At 69.5% G+C, this 15,171-nt stretch carries 19 protein-coding genes, 1 tRNA gene and 1 pseudogene; 7 read left to right on the top strand and 14 right to left on the bottom strand.

What is annotated here, in order from left to right; all coding sequences use genetic code 11:
- Window positions 1-113 precede the first annotated feature (113 nt).
- The 5 genes from CLV71_RS42055 to CLV71_RS42035 all read right to left on the bottom strand — a co-directional run bounded on the left by CLV71_RS42055 (window position 114) and on the right by CLV71_RS42035 (window position 2,655).
- Entirely contained in the window at window positions 114-1,610 is a 1,497-nt protein-coding gene (locus CLV71_RS42055; RefSeq protein ID WP_133908548.1) for a DnaB-like helicase N-terminal domain-containing protein, read from the bottom strand.
- Window positions 1,607-1,810, bottom strand: coding sequence for a hypothetical protein (locus CLV71_RS42050; protein ID WP_133908547.1), 204 nt, complete (start codon window positions 1,808-1,810; stop codon window positions 1,607-1,609). Before CLV71_RS42050 ends, CLV71_RS42055 begins: the two co-directional genes overlap by 4 nt.
- Window positions 1,803-2,078 (bottom strand): hypothetical protein, encoded by a 276-nt coding sequence (locus CLV71_RS42045; protein ID WP_133908546.1) that lies wholly within the window; start codon window positions 2,076-2,078, stop codon window positions 1,803-1,805. The genes CLV71_RS42050 and CLV71_RS42045 overlap by 8 nt, the downstream gene beginning before the upstream one ends.
- A 149-nt stretch (window positions 2,079-2,227) precedes the next feature.
- Window positions 2,228-2,449 carry a helix-turn-helix domain-containing protein gene (locus CLV71_RS42040; RefSeq protein WP_243867320.1) on the bottom strand — a complete coding sequence of 74 codons (222 nt, stop codon included), beginning with the start codon at window positions 2,447-2,449 and terminating at the stop codon, window positions 2,228-2,230.
- Complete coding sequence (locus tag CLV71_RS42035; RefSeq protein WP_166664478.1) at window positions 2,446-2,655, bottom strand: helix-turn-helix domain-containing protein; 210 nt, start codon at window positions 2,653-2,655, stop codon at window positions 2,446-2,448. Before CLV71_RS42035 ends, CLV71_RS42040 begins: the two co-directional genes overlap by 4 nt.
- Window positions 2,656-2,777: 122 nt before the next feature.
- Here CLV71_RS42035 and CLV71_RS50825 point away from each other — a divergent pair, with 122 nt between their 5' ends.
- Both CLV71_RS50825 and CLV71_RS50820 read left to right on the top strand, forming a co-directional pair.
- The gene (locus tag CLV71_RS50825) at window positions 2,778-3,446 is read left to right on the top strand and encodes a hypothetical protein (protein ID WP_133908544.1); all 669 of its coding nucleotides are present in this window, start codon (window positions 2,778-2,780) and stop codon (window positions 3,444-3,446) included.
- Window positions 3,443-4,507: pseudogene (locus CLV71_RS50820) on the top strand (tyrosine-type recombinase/integrase); the annotation flags it as partial. The gene CLV71_RS50825 and the pseudogene CLV71_RS50820, both read left to right, overlap by 4 nt.
- A 231-nt stretch (window positions 4,508-4,738) precedes the next feature.
- Here the strand turns inward: CLV71_RS50820 and CLV71_RS42015 are convergent.
- Window positions 4,739-4,823, bottom strand: a tRNA-Ser gene (locus CLV71_RS42015).
- 510 nt (window positions 4,824-5,333) lie between these two features.
- Window positions 5,334-6,872 (bottom strand): M28 family metallopeptidase, encoded by a 1,539-nt coding sequence (locus CLV71_RS42010; RefSeq protein WP_133908543.1) that lies wholly within the window; start codon window positions 6,870-6,872, stop codon window positions 5,334-5,336.
- Between the two features lie 150 nt (window positions 6,873-7,022).
- On the opposite strand from CLV71_RS42010, the gene CLV71_RS42005 reads away from it, so the two are divergent.
- Complete coding sequence (locus CLV71_RS42005; RefSeq protein ID WP_133908542.1) at window positions 7,023-7,988, top strand: NAD(P)H-quinone oxidoreductase; 966 nt, start codon at window positions 7,023-7,025, stop codon at window positions 7,986-7,988.
- Here the strand turns inward: CLV71_RS42005 and CLV71_RS42000 are convergent.
- Window positions 7,981-9,189 carry a cysteine desulfurase-like protein gene (locus CLV71_RS42000; protein ID WP_133908541.1) on the bottom strand — a complete coding sequence of 403 codons (1,209 nt, stop codon included), beginning with the start codon at window positions 9,187-9,189 and terminating at the stop codon, window positions 7,981-7,983. The genes CLV71_RS42005 and CLV71_RS42000 overlap by 8 nt on opposite strands.
- Window positions 9,190-9,265: 76 nt before the next feature.
- On the opposite strand from CLV71_RS42000, the gene CLV71_RS41995 reads away from it, so the two are divergent.
- Window positions 9,266-9,784 (top strand): bacterial proteasome activator family protein, encoded by a 519-nt coding sequence (locus CLV71_RS41995; protein WP_133908596.1) that lies wholly within the window; start codon window positions 9,266-9,268, stop codon window positions 9,782-9,784.
- Between the two features lie 6 nt (window positions 9,785-9,790).
- Here the strand turns inward: CLV71_RS41995 and CLV71_RS41990 are convergent, their stop codons facing one another.
- Window positions 9,791-10,276, bottom strand: a complete 486-nt coding sequence (locus CLV71_RS41990; RefSeq protein ID WP_133908540.1) for a methylated-DNA--[protein]-cysteine S-methyltransferase — start codon at window positions 10,274-10,276, stop codon at window positions 9,791-9,793.
- A gap of 111 nt (window positions 10,277-10,387) precedes the next feature.
- Between CLV71_RS41990 and CLV71_RS41985 the strand changes: the two genes are divergently transcribed.
- From CLV71_RS41985 to CLV71_RS41975, 3 genes are all read left to right on the top strand, one after another.
- Window positions 10,388-11,128, top strand: a complete 741-nt coding sequence (locus CLV71_RS41985; protein WP_133908539.1) for an isocitrate lyase/PEP mutase family protein — start codon at window positions 10,388-10,390, stop codon at window positions 11,126-11,128.
- A 130-nt stretch (window positions 11,129-11,258) separates the two neighbouring features.
- Complete coding sequence (locus CLV71_RS41980; RefSeq protein ID WP_133908538.1) at window positions 11,259-11,750, top strand: hypothetical protein; 492 nt, start codon at window positions 11,259-11,261, stop codon at window positions 11,748-11,750.
- A 139-nt stretch (window positions 11,751-11,889) separates the two neighbouring features.
- Entirely contained in the window at window positions 11,890-12,564 is a 675-nt protein-coding gene (locus CLV71_RS41975; RefSeq protein WP_133908537.1) for a hypothetical protein, read from the top strand.
- A gap of 192 nt (window positions 12,565-12,756) precedes the next feature.
- On the opposite strand, the gene CLV71_RS41970 is transcribed toward CLV71_RS41975, so the two are convergent.
- From CLV71_RS41970 to CLV71_RS41950, 5 genes are all read right to left on the bottom strand, one after another.
- A complete protein-coding gene (locus CLV71_RS41970) occupies window positions 12,757-13,203 on the bottom strand; it encodes a DUF6328 family protein (RefSeq protein WP_133908536.1) in 447 nt (148 codons plus the stop codon).
- 89 nt (window positions 13,204-13,292) lie between these two features.
- Window positions 13,293-14,132: a DUF1266 domain-containing protein gene (locus CLV71_RS41965; RefSeq protein WP_133908535.1), complete on the bottom strand. Its 840-nt coding sequence runs from the start codon at window positions 14,130-14,132 to the stop codon at window positions 13,293-13,295.
- 4 nt (window positions 14,133-14,136) lie between these two features.
- Window positions 14,137-14,625 (bottom strand): hypothetical protein, encoded by a 489-nt coding sequence (locus CLV71_RS41960; RefSeq protein ID WP_133908534.1) that lies wholly within the window; start codon window positions 14,623-14,625, stop codon window positions 14,137-14,139.
- Window positions 14,622-14,978: a hypothetical protein gene (locus CLV71_RS41955; protein WP_133908533.1), complete on the bottom strand. Its 357-nt coding sequence runs from the start codon at window positions 14,976-14,978 to the stop codon at window positions 14,622-14,624. The genes CLV71_RS41960 and CLV71_RS41955 overlap by 4 nt, the downstream gene beginning before the upstream one ends.
- Window positions 14,936-15,151 carry a TetR family transcriptional regulator C-terminal domain-containing protein gene (locus tag CLV71_RS41950; RefSeq protein WP_133908532.1) on the bottom strand — a complete coding sequence of 72 codons (216 nt, stop codon included), beginning with the start codon at window positions 15,149-15,151 and terminating at the stop codon, window positions 14,936-14,938. The genes CLV71_RS41955 and CLV71_RS41950 overlap by 43 nt, the downstream gene beginning before the upstream one ends.
- Window positions 15,152-15,171: the final 20 nt, after the last annotated feature.

Raw genomic sequence — 15,171 nt, 5'->3', positions numbered from 1 at the left:
GTCTGGACCTGCGGGTTTGCTGTCGGCGTGAGGTCGGGTTGGGTGGCGTGAGGGTTCACGCTCCGGGGTGGGGCGTGAGGTCGTTCGTGAGGTCGTGAGGTGCCGTGTGTGGGTCATGGTTCGTCGACGTCCGGGGTGGCGGCGGCGTAGTACACGGCGGGCTGCGTGCCGCCTGGGGAGACCTTCCACGCGAGCTTCGCGGTGGACAGTCGTTCGAGGGCGCGGCGGGCTTTCTCGACCTGCGCGGGCTTGGGGGCGCCGTCGAACATGATCTCGGCGAGGGCTTTCGCGGTGATGCTGCTCTGGGCGCGGAGGATCTGCAGCGGGTCGACCTGGCCGCGGATGCTGCTGACGCCGTGGTCGTGGTCGTGCACGACTTCCCAGGGGCCGAGCTCGTTCATGGGCTGCTTGAGGTGCTTGAACTTCACGAGGGGGTCGCCGGGGGCGCCGTCGAGCAGGATGGCGGAGCCGAGGCCGGCGGTGAGCCACGCGGACCCGTAGACGTCCTCGATGGACTCGGGGCGGCCGCCGTTGGCGTTGCGCTTCACGAGGTGGTGCAGCTCGAGTACCTCGATCCCGGAGGACACGGCGGCCTGCCGGGCGCGGTTCCAGCCTGCGCCGACCTCGTCGGCTGAGAGGCCGATCGCTGCGTCCTTCAGGCTGTCGACGATCACGGTGTCGGCGTCGGCCTGCTCGCACATCTGGCGGAGCAGGAACGGCCGTTCGGCCATGTCGGCGACCGGCGGTCCCTTCCAGAACACGAGGGCGTCGGCGAGCACCTGGCGTTCCTCGGGGTCGAACGCGCGGCGTAGGGCCCGCTGGATCTGGGCGGGGCGGTCCATGGCGAGGTACAGCACGCGGCGGGCGCCGGGCTTCACGGGGTAGCCGAGAACGTCGGTGTCGAGGTTGAGGCGGCAGCGCACGAGCTGTGCGGCGAGGGTGGTCTTGCCGACGCCATTGCCGCCGCAGATCATCAGGGCCTCGCCCTCAGCCCACAGGACGTCGTTGCCGTTGCCCCACACGGCGGGCATGTCGTTGGGTGCGTCGAGGAGGAACGCGGCGCCGTCGACGAACCGGTTCAGGTGGTCGAGGTGCTCCCCCGCGCCCGCCGTGCCGCGGCTGAGGGCGGTGGTCACCGCGGCGAACTCATCGTGAACGGCCTGCCGACGTTCGTCGCCCGGCGGCCGGCTGGCGAGCTGGGTGAGCCGCTGGCCGGACATGATGAGCCGCCGGTCCTCGGCCTTGTCGCGGACGATCTCGGCGTAGTGGCCTGCGCTCACCGGCGCGGGGCAGGCAGCGATGCAGGTGTGCAGGTAGGGGGCGCCACCGACGCGACGGAGTTCACCGCGCCGCTCCAGTTCGTCGACGATGGTGACGGCGTCGACTGGCCGACCTGAGCCGGCCAGGTCGTGGACGGCGGCGTAGATGGCGGCGTGGGCTGGCTTGAAGAAGTCGCTGCGCTCGACGATCTCGGCGACCTCGGCGCGCGCGTGCTCGGACTGCAGCACGGCGCCGAGCACGGCTTGCTCCGCAGGCTCGGACCATGGCGGCATCGGGTCGTCGTGGGCGCCATACCCGTCGATCACGTGGAGGCGTGGTGAGTCGGTCATGCGGCGCCCGCCAGGATCGCGGTGACGAAGCCGTCCCGGTCGACGAGGCCGAGCCGGTTGAGGTGGTACCAGGCGGCGCGTGCGGCGGCGGTCCACTGTGGCTGCGGGCAGTCGAGGGGGTCTCGGTGGCCGCAGGCGAGAGGTGGCAGGCGGTACGAGGCGGCGCGGCGGGCGCGGAGCTGGTCGGCGATCTCACTCACTGCGATCACCGTCCTGGGGTTCGAGGAACAGGGGCGCGAACACCGGTGTGTCGGCGAGGCGCTGGCGGGCGTCGGGGCTGGCGGCGAGGTTGCGGAGCCGCTGCGCGTGCCTGGCGGGCATGGCGGCGGCGCGGCGTGCCTCGAACTCGGCGCGGTCGTCCGTGACACGCGCTCCGTAGGTTGGGGCCTGTTGGTCGTGCTGCGGTGTGGTGGGGTTCAGCGGAAGGCGTCCCGTGTGAGCGGGGCGCCTTCTGTCGCGTGTGGACACTTGTTGCTCCGTGGCCCGGGCAGTGGAGGGTGGGAGCCTGCCGGGGTTGGTTGGCCGCGGTGGTGATGTGGTCGGGCGGCGTGCTGGTTGGTGGTGCCGCTGGCCGGGCGGCGGGTGCTGCGTTGGTGGTGGGGTGTGGACATCTCGGGTCAGGCCGCCGTGTCGACGCCGAGCACGCGGCGAAGGTCGGCGGTCGGCACGCGCCAGCGGGCGCCGAGTCGGAGCACGCGAACGCCGACCGCTTCGAGTTCGCCGCGGCCAGCGAGCGCGTAGCCGTGCCCGCGGGAGATCCCGAGCACGGTGGCAGCCTCGGGGATGGACACAGTGGGGCCCGCGTCGGCGAGGATCTCGGCGGCGGTCCGGCCGGTCACGCGGACACTTCCAGCGGCTCGACCTCGAACAGCTCGGCGACCTGGACGCCGAGCCGACGGGCCATAACGACCCGCTGGCGCGGGGCAAGGTTCCGCTGTCTCGTCTCGACACGACTGAGCATCGCCTCGGACAGACCTGTGAGGCCGGCGACCTCCGCGAGTGTGTAGCCCTGGGCTGTGCGCCACGCACGTAGCTTCGTGAGCACGGCACCTCCTGACAGTTCGGTTGATCAGGTCTCTGAGATTGCCACCCGTCAGAGTTCGTGTCAACCCGACCGTCAAGTTCATACCCTACGGTCATTGCCATCCGGCCTGTCGAGTCGGTACGGTGCCGGTCATGGGCAAGGCGCGAGGCAAGACAACGGGCATTCAGGTTCCGCACGCGGAAGCGCTGCCCGGCTGGATCGGGGCGGCCGGTACGGACGACTCGGTCATCTCGATCGGGGCGGCCGTCGGTGAGGTCGTCCGCCGTCGACGCACCGAGCGGGGGGTCACGCAGGCTGAACTCGCGCGGATGCTCAGCACCCTTGGGGACCGCTGGACCAAGGGGCGGGTATTCGCGCTGGAGAGCGGGGAACGGGAGTCGGCGACGCTCGCCGAGTTGGTGCAGCTCGCCATCGTGCTCGTCGTACCGATCCATGAGCTGATCAAGGGCGCCGGTGATGTCCGCTTCAGCGAGCGCGCGTTCATCCCGCGCGATGGCCTCGCAGGCGCCCTGGCGCGGGGCCAGGTTCCGGACTGGAACCTGGACGACCCGGCGAGGGCTGATCCGGTCGCGGCTGAGATCGCCGACCGTCTCGGCCTGGACGCCACCGACAGGGAGATCGTGCGGACGGTGATCCAGGCGGCGCAGAGCCTCTACGGCCAGACCGCGACCGAGGAACGGCGTGACCGTGTCGGCGACGTGGGCGACCCGGGGTCGACGGGTGCCGCGTCCCGGCAGCGCAACTTCACGCAGCAGCTCGAACAGGAACTCAGGGAGGCGTTGGGCAGATGAGCGGCAAGGGTCGGGTCTACCGGCGGTGCGCGTGCCGCGTGGACGGGAAGCAGCTCGGCACGGCGTGCCCACAGCTGGCGTCGAACGCGAAGCACGGCGTCTGGTACTACGCCGTTGATGTGCCCACTGTGGACGGCAAGCGGAAGACGCTGCGGCGCGGTGGCCACGAGACCAAGCGGGCCGCGCAGAAGGCGCTCGACGACGTGCTCGACCGCACCCGACTGCGGGTCAAGGTGAACGACCGCGAGACGGTCGCCGCCTACCTGACCGGCTGGCTCACTGAGAAAGCCTTGCAGCGCAAGGCGAAGACGATGGACGACTACCGTCGGTACGTCGAGCAGGACATCATCCCGGCGCTCGGCCCGCACCGGCTCGAACACCTCGATCACGATCACGTGCGGGACTTCGCCGAGGATCTCGTCGAGGCCGGCCGTGGCGCGGTCACCGTGAACCGCATCCTGTCGTGCCTGTCGAGCGCGCTCACCGACGCGGTGAAGCAGCGGCGCCTGCCGCACAACGTCGTCGAGCACGTCGTGCGGCAGCCCGTCGACAGCGAGGAGCGCATTCCGTGGTCGGCCGGCCAGCTCGCGGCCTTCCTCGAGGGAGCGTCTGGCGACCGGCTCGGCACGCTGTTCGAGGTGATCGCCGGGTGCGGTCTGCGACGCGGTGAGGCGCTCGCGGTGCGCTGGTCCGATGTCGACCTCGACGGCCGCCGGATGTACATCCGCCGCACCCTGTCGGTGGTCGGTGGCCGGTTGGTGATCAGCGAGCCGAAGACCATGGCGTCGGCGGACTGGGTCGGGCTGTCCCGCCGGGTGGTCGAGGCGCTCAAGCTGCAGGCCGCCCGGCAGGCGGTCGAGCGCGCCGAGTGGGGCGACGAGTACGAGGGCGACGACCTCGTGTTCGCCAAGGAGAACGGCGAACCGCTGCGGCCCGAGACGGTGCTCAACCGGTTCCGCGCGATCACGACCGCCGCCGACCTGCCCAAGATCCGCATTCACGACCTGCGGCATGGTGCGGCGACGCTGCTGATCGCGGCAGGTGTGCCGCTGGCGATCGTGTCGAAGATGTTGCGACACAGCAAGATTGGGATCACGTCGGACCTGTACGGGCACCTCACGCACGAGGTCGCGACCGAGGCCGCGGACGCGATGGGCGACGCCCTGGACGCTGCCGCCGCGGAGCGCCGCGCAGAGCAGGCGGTGCAGGATGCGACCACACCGCGACCACATGATCTTGAGCAGGGGTCGCGAGTCTGCGCGGGTGACCGTGAAAAGGCTGGTCAGACTGTGCGGAGGCGGAGGGATTTGAACCCCCGGTCCCGTGAAGGACTCCTGTTTTCAAGACAGGTGCATTCGGCCGCTCTGCCACGCCTCCCTCGGGTGTCAGCGTAGCGTGTGGGTGGGGGCGGGGCGCCCGTGTGGGTGGTCGACGCCACTCACAGGGGCCTCACGGAGACTGTCTGTTTCGGATAGTGACCGTGCGTTTCACCAGTTCAGGACCCTGCTTTGGGGTTGTGACCGGGGGCACACGGGTGCATGCTTGAACCACGGTTGAACCGAAACGCGAAGCCGGGAAGGGGCAGGTGGTGCCGTGGCGATGTCAAGGACAGGACGTGGTGGATCGCCGTTCGCTGCGACCCCGCGGGTGGGCTGACGAACTCGGCTCGGTCGCGACTGCGGAGCAGCACCAGGGTTCGGGCGGGCTCGTGCGCACAACGCACATCCGGCACGCCCCGACGATGTTGATCCCTCCCATCAGGACAGCTCTCTGGAGATGCCCGGAAGGGATCCACGCCGGTCTGGGTACCAACGGACCTACCACCACTTCTTACCGACGAAGGGGCCCGTACCGGGGAGGTACGGGCCCCTTTCCACGCGCCTTGTACTAGCTCAGCGCGCCGTGGTGGTCATCCGCGGCCACGGAACGCTGTGCCACGCGGGCCTGCGCCGCGCGGGTCTTGGCTCGTGCCGCGCGCGGTGGGACGCCGTTGATGTCCTCCGTGCTGATCGCGTACGAACCGAGCACGAACGCGATCGCGTCCGAGTTGCGGTCCAGGGCCACGCGGTCGATGTTGCCCAGGTTGTCGCACGCCGAGTGGTAGCACTTGTCGTACGCCTCGCCTGCGATTCCACCCCACAGGTCGGCCTGCTCGGCCGTCTTTACTACCTCTGCACCCGTGAACAGGCCACCGGACGGGATGCCGTTCAGGATGAACTCGCCGTAGTCCGAGCGGCCGTCGAAGTCCGTGCCCCGGGTCGGGACGCCCGTGTAGTCGAAGTAGTCCGTGAACGCCTTCTCGATCTGTGCCGAGCCGAACGGGCCCGCGCCTGAACCGACGCCATCGGAGTTGTCGCCGTCGTACACGAAGTAGCCCGCGTTCGGTGAGCCGATCATGTCGAAGTTCAGGTACAGAGCGATGTCGAGCTGCTGCTCGAAGTCGAGGTTCTGCACGTAGTACTCGGAACCGACCAGGCCCAGTTCCTCGGCACTCCACCACGCGAAACGCACCGCGTTGTTGACCTTGGGCGAGCTGCCCAGCTGCAGTGCGGTCTCCAGGAGCGCCGCCGAGCCGGTGCCGTTGTCGTTGATCCCGGGACCCGCGGCGACGCTGTCCAGGTGCGCGCCTGCCATGACCACGTTGTTGTGCCGGCCCGTCTGGGTTTCCGCGATCACGTTGTACGTGGTGCGGTCCTCCATGAAGCCCTGCAGGTCCAGCGTCACCGGCGCGCCGTTCTGTGATGCCAGCGCCTGGCCGTCGGCCTGCGAGATGCCGCCTGCCGGCGCGCTGTTCTCGTCCGGCGCGCCCAGCGTGCCGTTCACGGCACCCGGGACGTTGTTGTACACGAGCACGGCCACCGCGCCCGCCTCCGCGGCCGCGGCCGCCTTCTGGGCGAACGGGCACGAACCGCGGCTTACCAGCGCGACCTTCCCGGCCGCTCCCGCCGCGGTGTAGTCGGCCGCTTCGCAGCCCGGCGTGGCGTCGGGGGGCACCACCGCAAGGGTGCTTGTCACGCCACCCTCCGGGGTGGACTGGCTGTAGCTCATCCGGATGACCGGCACGGCCACACCATTGACGGTGAGCGACTGACTCAGGGTCTCGTCGAACACGAACGAGAACTCCTGGCGGTCCACCACGTACCCGGCCGCCTCCAGCTTGGTGGCGATGTACTCAGCGGAGTCGCTGTGCCCCTTGCTGCCCGCGGCACGGTTGCCGCCGTTTCGGTCGGCCAGTCGCTGCAACGCGATCAGGTGACGGTTGGTACCCGCCACATCGACCTTCTTGACCAACTGACGGGCCAGGGCCGGACCGTCTGGGATCGGGGACGCGGTCTGCGCTGACGCTGGCACAGCCGCTATGCCGAGACCGGTCGCGGCCGCGAGTAACGCGACACCGGCTCGGAATGTCGTCTTGGCGGACGGCATGAAGGTTCCTCTCCTCACGGGCTCAGACACCGGCGCTGTGATCTCCCCCGAACCCCGATCAGCACGCCCGGCTTGCACACCCTTGTCCGAACTACGCTGCTGGTCAAGACCCGGTTACGTACTGTTATCCGGCTCGTTTACCGTCTTCCCATGTACGCGATCACGGTCAGGGAGCCAGGCGGTCCGGAAGTCTTGAGCTGGACGGAGCAGCTCGATCCACAGCCCGGCCCAGGCGAGGTTGTGCTGGATGTCGTCGCGACCGCCGTGAACAGGGCGGATCTGCTTCAGCGCCAAGGAAACTACGCGCCACCACCCGGTGTGACCGACGTGCCGGGACTCGAGTGCTCCGGGCGGGTCGCGGCGCTGGGCGAAGGTGTCACGAATGTCGCTGTCGGCGACGAGGTCTGCGCGTTGCTCGCGGGTGGCGGCTACGCCACCAAAGTCGTGGTGCCCGCCGGTCAGGTAATGCCCGTTCCGTCCACTGTGGACATCGAGACCGCGGCCGGCCTGCCGGAGGTCGCAGCCACGGTGTGGTCGAACGTCGTGATGGTCGCCGGCCTGAGGTCGGGCGAGACGATCCTGGTGCACGGCGGCGCGAGCGGTATCGGCTCGCACGCGATCCAGGTCGCCAAGGCGCTCGGCGCGCGGGTCGCCGTGACCGCCGGTTCCGCGGCGCGGCTCGAACAATGCCGGGAGCTTGGTGCCGACGTGCTGGTGAACTACCGCGAGCAGGACTTCGTCGAGGTGCTCGGGCCTTCCGCCGACGTCGTGCTGGACAACATGGGCGCGAAGTACCTGCCCCGCAACGTGGACGTGCTCGCGCGGCTCGGCAGGCTCGTCGTGATCGGCATGCAAGGCGGTGTGAAGGGTGAGCTCAACGTCGGCAAGCTGCTCGCCAAGAACGGCACCGTGACGGCGACGTCCCTTCGCTACCGCCCTGTCGAGGAGAAGGCCGCGATCTGCCGCGAGGTGGTGACGAACGTGTGGCCGCTCGTCGAGTCCGGCGCCGTGCGGCCGATCACCCATGCGGTCGTGCCGATCCAGGACGCGGGCGACGCGCACCGCATGCTCGAGGCGGGCGACGTGCACGGCAAGGTCGTCATGCGCGTCAGCTGATCGACGTCAGCGCCGCGACGGCCTCGACGAGCGCGTCGATCTCCACCGACGTCGTGTAGTGCGCGAGGCCGAGGCGGACCGCGCCACCCACCTCGGCGACGCCCAGCGCGGCGAACACGCCGCTGGGCACGTCGTCGGCGAACGCGCAGATGCCGCGGTCGGCCAGGTGCGCGATCACGGTCGACGCCTTGATGTCCGCGACGGTGAACGCGAGCGCCGGGATGCGGCGCATCGCGTCGCCGATGACCGTGACGTGCAGCAGGCCGCGCAGCTCGGAGACCAGCTTGCCGAGCATCGCCGCCTGGTAGGACTTCGCGGAGCCGATGGAGGTCTGGATGCGCTCGCGGCGGGTGCCGGTGGCGGCGTCGTCCAGGGACGCGAGGTACTCGACGGACGCGACGAGTCCCGCGAGCAGCGGGTAGGCGTGCTGGCCCAGCTCCAGCCTGCCCGGTCCGGTCTGGTTCGGCGCGAGCGAGCACGCGGGCAGCCGTTCGATGAGCGCCGGGTCCGCGAACGCGAGCGCACCGACGGTCGGGCCGCCCCACGCGGTCGCGTTGACGGCGATGACGTCGGCTCCGACGGCCTTGATGTCGAGCGGCACGAACGGCGCACCCGAGGACGCGTCGACCACGACGAGCGCGCCCGCTTCCTTCGCGAGGGCTGTGATCTTGGCCAGGTCGGGACGCGTGCCGACCACCCCGGACGCGGCCGTGACGGCGACGGCCTTCGTGCGGTGGTTGATGAGCCCCTCGTACTGCCACGCGGGCAGCTCGCAGGTCTCGATGTCGATCTCGGCCCAGCGGGTCGTCGCGCCGGCACGCTGGGCGACCCGCAGCCATGGCGCGATGTTCTGGGCGTGGTCGAGCCGGGAGACGATCACCTCGTCGCCGATCACCCACGCCGCGCCCACCGACTCGGCGAGCCGCTGGAGCAGGACGGCGGGGTTGGGCCCGAGCACGACTCCGGCGGGATCGCACCCGACGACGTCGGCGATGGCCCGGCGCGCCGCGTCGACGATCGCCTCGGCGCGCTGTGAGGCCGGGAAGACGCCGCCCGGGCCGGACACCGGCGCGCGCAGGGCGGTGGACACCGCGGTCGCGACCTGTTCCGGTACCTGCATGCCCGCGGGGGCGTCCAGATGAATCCAGCCGTCACCCAACGCGGGGAACCAACCCCGAATCGCAGCGACGTCGAACGCCATGGCACCACACCGTACGGTCGCGCCTGGGGCGCACGTTTGCGGGGTGCGGGTCACGGCTACTCTCGAACCCGTGCAGATGAACTCTGACCAGGGCGGCGAGCAGCCGATGGTGGTAATAGGCCCCGACGGGACTCCGGCCGGTGCCGCTCTGCCCGACGGCAGTGAGCAGGTCGGCGAGATGGTCGAGCAGCCCGCGAAGGTCATGCGCATCGGCACGATGATCAAGCAGTTGCTCGAGGAGGTGCGGGCCGCACCGCTCGACGAGGCGTCACGCAATCGTTTGCGCGAGATTCACCAGCGGTCGATCGCCGAGCTCGAGGACGGGCTGGCCCCCGAGCTGCGGGACGAGCTGGAGCGGCTGTCGCTGCCGTTCACCGAGGGGAACACGCCGTCGGACGGCGAGCTGCGCATCGCGCAGGCCCAGCTGGTCGGGTGGCTGGAGGGTTTGTTCCACGGGATCCAGACGGCCCTCTTCGCGCAGCAGATGGCCGCTCGCGCGCAGCTGGAGCAGATGCGGCGCGGGTTGCCGCCCGGGTCGGCCGAAGCGGCCGCCGCCGAGGGTCACGGGATTCGCGGGACCGGGCAGTATCTCTGAGCCTGGTCACAGCAGCGACGGGATGCCCATCTCGAAGTCCAGCAGGTAGCGCTTGCGCGGGAGGCCGCCGCCGTAGCCGGTGAGGCTGCCGGTCGAGCCGACCACCCGGTGACACGGGACGATGATGCCGATCGGGTTCCTGCCGTTCGCCAGGCCCACCGCTCGTGCCGCCGTCGGCCGGCCCAGGCGCTCCGCCAGCTCCCCGTACGTGGTGGTCTCGCCGTACGGGATCGTGCGCAGCTCTGTCCATACCCGACGTTGGAAGACGGTGCCCGTGAACGTCATCGGCACCGTGAACTCCCGCAGCGTGCCCGCGAAGTAGGCCTCCAGCTGTTCCTTCACCGCCATCGACTTCGTGTCGTCGCGAGTGCCGAACAGGTCCGCCATGGGGCGGTGACGTTGCTCGTCCATGTACAGGCCACTCAGGACTCCGTCGGTGGCGACCAGCGTCAACCGTCCCACTGGGCTGTCCATCACCGTGTGCGTCCGCATGTGTCCAGGTTGCCCGCCACACGGGATCCTGACTGGCCGTTTTCGGACACGCACACGTACGTGTCCGAAAACGGCCAGATGGGGAGAGCCCGTGCCTGATGGGGTCTCCCCATGAACTTTCGTGATCGTCACACTTCCGGGGGACCGCTGGTCCTGCCCAACGCCTGGGATGCCGCCAGCGCGCGGATCATCGAGCAGTCGGGGGCCGAGGCCATCGCCACCACCAGCGCCGGGGTCGCCTGGAGCCTCGGAGTACCCGACGGGGACCGGCTCGCCGTCGACGACGCCGTCGACGCCGTCGCGCGGATCGTCAGGGCCGTCGACCTGCCGGTCACGGCCGACATCGAGAGCGGGTACGGGGACACGGCGGACACCGTGAAGAAGGTCGTGGACGTCGGGGTCGTCGGGATCAACATCGAGGACGGCGCCACCGCGCAGGTCCAGCGCATCGCCGACGCCCGGGCGGCAGGCGGGAACGTCTTCGTCAATGCCCGGATCGACACGTTCCTGCAAGGCGTCGGCGGGGTCGACGAGACCGTCGAGCGGGCTCGGCGCTATCTCGACGCCGGAGCCGACGGGATCTTCGTGCCGGGCGTCGTCGATCCCGACATCATTCGTGAGTTGGTCTCGCGTATTTCGGCGCCGCTCAACATCATGGTCTGGGCCGGGGCTCCTTCGGTGGCCGAGCTGGCGGAACTCGGGGTGCGGCGGATCAGCGTCGGGCCCGCGATCACTACCGCGGCGTACTCGCTCGTGCGGGACGCGGCCACCGAGATCCTGCGGGCCGGGACCTACGACAGGACGGTCACCACGCTGACGAACGGTGATCTGAACTCCGCTTTCGCCCACTGAACCGGCATGAATTTCGGTTGCGCATGAATCGAAACTCAACGTGAATTCCACCGGCGGTCGTCCGCGCCATGGAAACGTGGTCGGTGTCGGGGCCCAGCCTCGGCACCGCCTAATCCATACGAGGATTACCATGACAATCTCGATCACGAACCGGCCGGCGCCGGCGTGGCTCCGAGAGCTCGCCCACGGCCGTGACACCTACGAGGAGTTACTCGGCTGGCCGGTCTCCGTACAGGTGGGCACCCGGGTACTCATCGTCGCGACCGGCCAGGTACTCGACGCCGTCACCATGCCGGCACCGCTCGGGGCGCACGTCCACGCCGAGCTGACTATCGCGATGCTGTCCGGACCGGTCTTCGCGGACCCGGACGGCCGCCGCTGGACCTTCCTGACCAAGCCACTCGACCGAATTCGGCCCACCATCGCGGCCGACCTCTCCCACGTCCGGGTCGACGTCGCGCCGCACGGGGCGCACCTGCCGATCCCGACGGGCCCTGACACCGTGTCCGGGCAGCTCTGGCGCTGGATCGAGCCACCGAGCCCGGCGCGGGGGCTGCCGCCCGCGTACGCGGTCATCGGTGTGACGCGGCGGCTGACCGCGCAGCAGCACTTGGCGGCCTGAGACCTTCCGAGGGCCTCGTCGGGGTCCTCGGAAGTTTCCTTCGCGTGAGCAAACGTGCAGCTGGCACACTTCCTCTGGGAACCATCGCGCCGCCCCGCGCATCTATGTTCCAGCTACAGGACCCACCCCGGGGGAAGACATGCCCGACATCGAGTACTCGTTCGGTACCGGCGAGAGCGCGCCGAACGTTCATCACTCGGAAGCGGACGTCGACGTGAACGGCGACGGTGTCGCTGACGGTGTCGCGCTCGACTTCGACGGAGACGGCCGGGTCGACGACGTCATGTGGGACTCCGATGGTGACGGGGTCGCTGACACGGCGCTTCTCGACGAGAACGACGACGGGGTTGCTGAGGACGCTTACAGCGATCCGAGTGGGATGGGTACGTGGAACGCCCATGGTCAGGGGGCTCAGCAGGCTGGGCCTGATGCGGGGCCTTCGCCCGCTCCTACGCCCTCGCCCTCGCCCTCGCCTCAGCCTTCGCCTGGGCCGACTGGCGGGCCTGAGGAGGACCCTGCTCCGGACGGTTCTGACGACTCGACCGACAATGGGTACGAGCCGTATGGGACGAGTGACGACCACGATGGGGACGGCGGCGATGTGCCTGGGGAGCTGCCTGGGGACTCGCCCGACCACAACAGCTCGCCCGGGGATATGCCCGATACGACCGATTCCGACGAGGCTGACGACTCGGATGGCGGGTACGAGAGTCGGGACGATGACGGGGAGGCTTCCGGGTTGTTCGACACCTTGGAGGACGCGCCGGACGAGGGTCATGACTCGATCAGTGAGTGGTACGACGAGCTGAGCTGATCTCGGGGGCCGCCCGAGCGCGAACAGGCCGAAAATCTCGCGCGCGCGATGCCCAACCCCCACCCGATCCCGGGGGCGTCCCGCCTTGCCAGTCTACCGGCGGGGGGTGACGGTGGCGGGTTGTTACTGGTGGGTTGTGGATTACTCGTCGGTTGTGGACAGGTCGTGGCTCAGGGCCCGTTCGAGTTGCGCTCATGTGTCATTGCGTGTTCTCAGGGGCAGCACGAACCACAGGGTTGCGAAGGTTATCGCCGTCACGGCCGTGACCAAGGCCGCTGCCGTGGGGCCCGCTACCACTTCGAACAGCAGCAGAACCGTGGCTGTCATGGCCACGGCCAGGCAGGCCAGTCCCACCACCGTCAGGACGTTCGCCACCTTCAGGATCTGTGGGCGTTGGCCCCTGCGGAAGAGCAGGCGATGCCAGGCGACCGGGGCGGTCAGGCAGGCGACCGCCACCGTCGCGAATCCGACCGCGATCAGGTGGACCGCCTGTTCGAAGCCGGAGGCCTTCGCGTAGCGGTCGGTGAAGGCCACCGCCAGCAGGAAGCCGAACAGGAACTGCACGCCCGCCTGCACGACGCGTAACTCCTGCAGCAGCTCGCCCAGGTTGCGGGTCGAACGGTCGTTCTCCGATTCCATCTTCTGCGTTTCCTCAGGCCTGCCAGGCGCACTTCGTACTATGTGTACGCCCTCTGACCAGTGGCCCGCCAGTGGAGGAGGGTCGGCACTCACGCGCGGATTCCGGCAGGCCAGGGCATTGTGCGGTACGGGCTGTCCACGTCCTCGAGAAGGTTGCGGTGTGTCTCCCGGACGGTCACGTAGTGGATCGGGAAGTCCTCATCGTCGAAGAACAACAGACGGCCGAGGGCGAAGCCCGCCGACAGGTCCGCCCATGACGCGTAGTGGGCCCGGCACAGTTCGGCGACGCGCAGCACGACGTTCTCCGCCTCGGCGCGGTCGCAGTAGCCGGCACGCAGGCCCCAGCGGGCCAGGTTGACCGCGCGTCCCCAGTCGTACACGCGGACGCTCGACACCACGCCCGTGATCAGGCCGTCCACGCGGAAGCGGTCCTCGTAGCGGGTGACCCGTTCGGCGGCGGCCATCAGCGCCGGGACGCTGTGCGCCGCCTGGTCGATGGCCCGGCGGAAGTCCGCCGCGCCGCTCTGGCAGCGCAGCTCGATCGCCACGTGCTCCGGGTTGTCGGTGGTCGGCGTGAGCTTGGCCTCGGTCACGCGGCGCCAGTCGGTGTGGTCGTACACGCCCCACATCTCGGCCAGGTTGGCCTTCAGCTCCATCCTCGGGAAGGCCGTGCCCTCGATGTCGTTCCACGCGACGCCCTGGTTGACCGCCATGTGCGCACCGCACGCCAGACCGAACGCGAGCGGACCGGTCGTGGGCGCGGCAGGGTCGGTCGTGACCGCGCCGGAGCGGAGGACCTGCCTGACCTTGTTCACCTTCGTGCGGGCACTGAGCACGATCTGGAGGACCAGCACGAGGAGCATGACCGGCGCGCCGATCGTGACCACCCAGAACATGCCGCCCATCTGCTGTCGCAGCTGGTCGATCACCGTGTCACCGCAGCCGGTCGCCGGGGACGGGGTAGATGTAGTCCTTGCCGTCGACCACGCAGTGCGCGATCAGTGGGCGGTCGGCGCCCTTGGGGCTGGTGACCGCGGTGAACACGCGCACGCCCGGGTAGGGGTCGGCGATCCCGTCGACCGCGTGGTCGTACGAGCTGGGGTGCCAGCCGAGCGGCATGAGCGAGGAGTACATCATGGACTCGTAGCGGATCGTGCCGAGCGGGAAGCGGTCCGCATGTGCCGCAAGGCTTTCACGGGTGGGCAGTTCGATGGGGCCGTTGTCGGAGAAGGCCATCACCGCGTAGCCGTAGGAGTCGTGGGTGGCGAAGCGCAGCTCCACGGTCTCGTAGACGCCCTTGCGCTGCGCGGAGGTCCAGATGGCGTGCGCCTTCCTTCCCCTGCCGTTGCGGAACATCCCCCTCATCACCGTCCCGAAGCCCGACGGGTTGTCGAGTGTGGCGGCTAGTGCGTCAGCGTTCACTTGTCCTCCGGTGGGTTCGTTCGTGCCCGCAGGCGGCCGACCGATGGCGGGTCCTCGTCGAGCAGGGCGTGGTCGGGCGCGGGCAGGTCGTACATCTCGTGGAGGCGGCGGCGCATTCGCTCGAGCGGGTAGCCGTCCGCGTAGACGGTGGCCTTGAAGATGACGCCTCCGAGCACGCTGCGGAGCATGACCTCCTCCAGCGCCGGGTCGGCGGCGCCGCGGGCGGCGAACAGCTCACGCACGGTGTCCTCCGCGGCGGTCAGGTGGGTGTCCTTCTGGCTCTCGACCCGCGCGAAGACGGGGTGGGTCATCAGGCTGAGGACCAGGCGCTGCTGCGGGAGGCTCTGGTCCACGGCGAGCAGTGTGCCGCGATGATCGCGGCGAGTCGTTCGTCGGGGGTGCCCGTGACGTTCGTCAGCACGGCGATGCCGTCGAGGTAGCGGGCCAGGAGTTCGTGGGCGAGCTGTTGCTTGTCCCGGAAGTAGTAGGTGATGAGGCCTCTGGAGACGCCTGACTGTACAGCCAACCAATCAACCGGAGAAGGTC

Source organism: Actinophytocola oryzae (assembly GCF_004364325.1).
GTDB classification, from domain to species: domain Bacteria; phylum Actinomycetota; class Actinomycetes; order Mycobacteriales; family Pseudonocardiaceae; genus Actinophytocola; species Actinophytocola oryzae.
The sequence above is the reverse complement of the archived record's forward strand: the minus strand, read 5'-3'. Positions and strand labels throughout refer to the sequence as shown.

Excerpts from the sequence above, each read along its gene's own strand:
- CLV71_RS41985 (WP_133908539.1), top strand. The coding sequence starts at position 10,388 with ATGAACTTTCGTGATCGTCACACTTCCGGGGGACCGCTGGTCCTGCCC.
- CLV71_RS41990 (WP_133908540.1), bottom strand. The coding sequence starts at position 10,276 with ATGCGGACGCACACGGTGATGGACAGCCCAGTGGGACGGTTGACGCTG.
- CLV71_RS42000 (WP_133908541.1), bottom strand. The coding sequence starts at position 9,189 with ATGGCGTTCGACGTCGCTGCGATTCGGGGTTGGTTCCCCGCGTTGGGT.
- CLV71_RS42005 (WP_133908542.1), top strand. The coding sequence starts at position 7,023 with ATGTACGCGATCACGGTCAGGGAGCCAGGCGGTCCGGAAGTCTTGAGC.
- CLV71_RS42055 (WP_133908548.1), bottom strand. The coding sequence starts at position 1,610 with ATGACCGACTCACCACGCCTCCACGTGATCGACGGGTATGGCGCCCAC.
- CLV71_RS41970 (WP_133908536.1), bottom strand. The coding sequence starts at position 13,203 with ATGGAATCGGAGAACGACCGTTCGACCCGCAACCTGGGCGAGCTGCTG.
- CLV71_RS41980 (WP_133908538.1), top strand. The coding sequence starts at position 11,259 with ATGACAATCTCGATCACGAACCGGCCGGCGCCGGCGTGGCTCCGAGAG.
- CLV71_RS41995 (WP_133908596.1), top strand. The coding sequence starts at position 9,266 with ATGAACTCTGACCAGGGCGGCGAGCAGCCGATGGTGGTAATAGGCCCC.
- CLV71_RS41975 (WP_133908537.1), top strand. The coding sequence starts at position 11,890 with ATGCCCGACATCGAGTACTCGTTCGGTACCGGCGAGAGCGCGCCGAAC.
- CLV71_RS42010 (WP_133908543.1), bottom strand. The coding sequence starts at position 6,872 with ATGCCGTCCGCCAAGACGACATTCCGAGCCGGTGTCGCGTTACTCGCG.